The sequence below is a fragment of the Streptomyces sp. NPDC054932 genome, assembly GCF_053610205.1.
In genome coordinates this window covers 1-3037 of sequence record NZ_JBSGXU010000360.1, presented here as the reverse complement: position 1 = coordinate 3037, position 3037 = coordinate 1, and the positions used below count along the sequence as shown (strand labels likewise).

At 66.9% G+C, this 3037-nt stretch carries 4 protein-coding genes; 3 read left to right on the top strand and 1 reads right to left on the bottom strand.

What is annotated here, in order from left to right; all coding sequences use genetic code 11:
- Positions 1 to 281: 281 nt before the first annotated feature.
- Positions 282 to 797: a GNAT family N-acetyltransferase gene (locus tag ACWGE1_RS40710; RefSeq protein ID WP_453425513.1), complete on the top strand. Its 516-nt coding sequence runs from the start codon at positions 282 to 284 to the stop codon at positions 795 to 797.
- A gap of 57 nt (positions 798 to 854) precedes the next feature.
- Here the strand turns inward: ACWGE1_RS40710 and ACWGE1_RS40705 are convergent, their stop codons facing one another.
- Positions 855 to 1373: a DUF6882 domain-containing protein gene (locus ACWGE1_RS40705; protein WP_453425512.1), complete on the bottom strand. Its 519-nt coding sequence runs from the start codon at positions 1371 to 1373 to the stop codon at positions 855 to 857.
- A gap of 356 nt (positions 1374 to 1729) precedes the next feature.
- On the opposite strand from ACWGE1_RS40705, the gene ACWGE1_RS40700 reads away from it, so the two are divergent.
- Both ACWGE1_RS40700 and ACWGE1_RS40695 read left to right on the top strand, forming a co-directional pair.
- On the top strand, positions 1730 to 2083 hold the full coding sequence (locus ACWGE1_RS40700) for a hypothetical protein (protein ID WP_453425511.1): 354 nt from the start codon (positions 1730 to 1732) through the stop codon (positions 2081 to 2083).
- A gap of 5 nt (positions 2084 to 2088) precedes the next feature.
- Complete coding sequence (locus ACWGE1_RS40695; protein WP_453425510.1) at positions 2089 to 2673, top strand: suppressor of fused domain protein; 585 nt, start codon at positions 2089 to 2091, stop codon at positions 2671 to 2673.
- The last annotated feature ends 364 nt before the right edge of the window (positions 2674 to 3037 follow it).

The following is a 3037-nucleotide window of genomic DNA, read 5'->3' as shown; positions in this document are numbered from 1 at the left end:
TGGCCTTCGGCCACCCTTGACCGCCCGTCCCGCCCCGGACATACGAAGACTGCCGGGAAACCCCCAAAGGAACGGGCCGGTCCAGGCTTTCAGGGACGGGGCGGTCGGAGATGGGCGACCCGGTCGGGCGTGAGAAGCACGCCCCCGAGGCGGGGCCCATCGGGACCGGCCCCGGGTCGGGGGAAGCGCGTCCGATCGCTACGCGCTCCTCACGTCTCAGCGTCTCCAGCCCGTCCTGGGCTGGACATGGGCCGGCCACAGAGCGGGGTCACACTGCGTAGGTGCTGATCAGACGAGAAACCCCCGCCGACCTGGCCGCTGTCCGTGCGGTGACCATCGCCTCCTCCTACAAACCACACGAGGAGGAATCTGTGGAGGTGATTCTGCGGGACTCATTGCAGAAGGGTGAAGCCTGGATACCAGCCCTCTCGCTGGTGGCTGAGGGCCTGGACGGCGCGATCATCGGCCACGCTCTGTCCACTTGGGGCCGAATCGGTACCACCCCAGTCCCCAACCTCAGCCTGCTCGGTGTTCACGGCGACCACCGCCGCCGCGGCTTCGGCACGGCCCTGGTCCACGCCACGCTCGCCGCGGCCGACGCCCTCGACGCCCCGATGGTCGTTGTCCTCGGTGACCCCGACTTCTACGGGCGGTTCGGCTTCCGCCCGAGCACCGACTTCGGCATCGTCGGCGAGGAACCAGCCTGGGAGCACATGTTCCAAATCCGCACCCTGGCCGCCTACGATCCGTCCGTACAAGGCGAATTCATCTACCCCGAACCCTTCCGCAGCATCTGACGCCGACGTCGCAGCAAAGTGGAATCGAGCCTGGCTCGGTGATCCAAACGATCCGGCCTAGTCGATTTTGATGTCGAAGGTGGACGTGCTGCCATCCGCAGCGGTCAGGGTGACCGGCCCGAAGGTGATGATCGCGACGGAGTTGCCTCCCGGGCCCCGGTAGAAGCCGGTTGCCCTGGTGATCCGGACGGCCAGAGCCGAGAGGGTTGCCGCTGTCTGTTCGTCGGCTTCGGTCTTCGGTTGGGCAAGGGCGTGATGGCCATGCGCTTCTGCCCAGTCCCGAATGCTTCGGGCGTCGCGACTCATCTCCGGGAGGATGCTCTCGTTCGCCCAGGCCCATAGCCACGAGCCCGCCGAGGGGCTGAAACTTGCCAGGATCTGCGCGGGTGCCGTCGCGGTCTTGTCGGGGAAGGTCCACGCGATGAGGCCGGTCCTCTGGTCCAGACCCCAGGACACGTGCGCGCGAGCGAGCCGGTCGATGATGTCTTCGCCCTGCAGCAGCAGCGTGCTCAGGTCAGCCGGATCCACTCCCTGACCAGGACTCTTCGACTTATAGGCCCGCTTGAACAATCCCATGCCGCGAAATCTGCCAGACGACGCCGGCCGACCGGCGATCCCCGCCTCCGGGCCTCGCCCCTGGGAAGACGAGCCCTGGTGACACCCGCTCTGGGTTCCCTGGGCTGAGAGCGCGGATGGCGCGGCGCACGTGATCGACCTGCGTCCTGGGGGTCAGGCCGCAACGACGTCCATGCAGGTCTGCCAATGCTCCACGATGCCACTCACGGTGAGCGGAGACTGCTCCGGCAGGGCTGTCGGCCGTGGATGCCAGAATCGTCGGCATGCCGTTGTGCGATTACTTTTCTGCCACTGACGATCAGACTGCCGTCGCAGTCCTCCGGACTCCTGGAGGGCCCGGGCAGGCGGGACTCGACGTGGTCTTCCTCAAGAACATCGACCCGGTCGTCGCGATCGCCCAGCTCGAAGCCATCATGACCGGCTGCAGCTACGAGGAGGCCGGCGAGCGCCCGCGGTCCGGCCAACTGCTGTCCGAGCCGGAGGACGGTCCGCCGTTCGTGGTCGGCCTGACCGACACCCTGATCGATGCACTCGCCACGACATCGCCGGACGACCTCGTCCGCTTCGCCGAGCCGTGGTCGATGACCGACGAACTCCGGCAGATCGGGATCAGTGTCGAGGCAACGGGCGAGGTCCTGGAAGCCCTTTCCGGACTGGCTCAGCGCGCTCGGGCTTCCGACCGGCGGCTGTACTGCTGGTGGGCCCTGTGAGTCGCATGGCGGTGAGCGATGTGAGACTGCAGGCCGCGGAAGCCGTTGAGGCACATGTCCGAGCGTACTTCGAGGGGCATTCCGTTGAGGTCGTCGCATACGACCTTGGGCCGGACCGGCGCGACATCGTGCCCGACCTACGGGTCCTCGTCGTGAGCCCCGGTCCCCGCCGCGACAGCTGGGCCTACGTCACCGTGGGCTGCTGGGCCGCGATGAAGAAGGACGATCACGGGCTTGAGTTCGTCATGACCGCCCACGTCCGCGACCAGCGGTTCATCGACCTCATGGCCATGATCGCCTACTACCACTGCGGAGGGCATCAGCTCGACCTGGAGCACAGCATGCCGATCGGTGAACCATGGGTGCCGGGCTCGACCTGCGACCATCTGCTGATCAGCCTGCCCTATCTCCACGGCCCTGACCTTGAGAACTGTCCCCTGCCCGCGGGGCACGCCCGCATCCTGTGGACCCTGCCTGTGACGGCCGCCGAAATCGAGTTCCGCAGGCAGCAGGGTCATGAGGCGTTGGAGCAACTCTTCGACGAGGCCGGCATCATTCCCACTGATCCATTCCGGGCATCGGTGGTGTGAGGCGTCAACCTTTTACCCCAATTGCGCTTCTTTGTGTACCGGTTCGTGGAGTCGTCCTCACCCTGACCCGGATCCACTACGGAATAGGTGAAGTACCGGCGGTCAGTCCCTCCCACCGGTCCCGATCAGCCCCGTCCGACCGCCGGTCGCGGTCAGCGGGAAGCGTCCACGGCTCGTGGGCGGCCTATGTCCAGCCCAAGACGGTCGTCGGACGCTGAGACGCGAGGAGCGCGTAGCGATTGGACGCGCCCTCCCCCGACAGGGCCGTCCATCTCCGACCGCCCCGTCCTGATCCTCGATCCCCCGGCCCGTTCCTTTGGGGGTTTCCCGGCAGTCTTCGTATGTCCGGGGCGGGACGGGCGGT

Coding starts and splice junctions, on each gene's coding strand:
- ACWGE1_RS40705 (WP_453425512.1), bottom strand. CDS start 1,373: ATGGGATTGTTCAAGCGGGCCTATAAGTCGAAGAGTCCTGGTCAGGGA.
- ACWGE1_RS40695 (WP_453425510.1), top strand. CDS start 2,089: ATGGCGGTGAGCGATGTGAGACTGCAGGCCGCGGAAGCCGTTGAGGCA.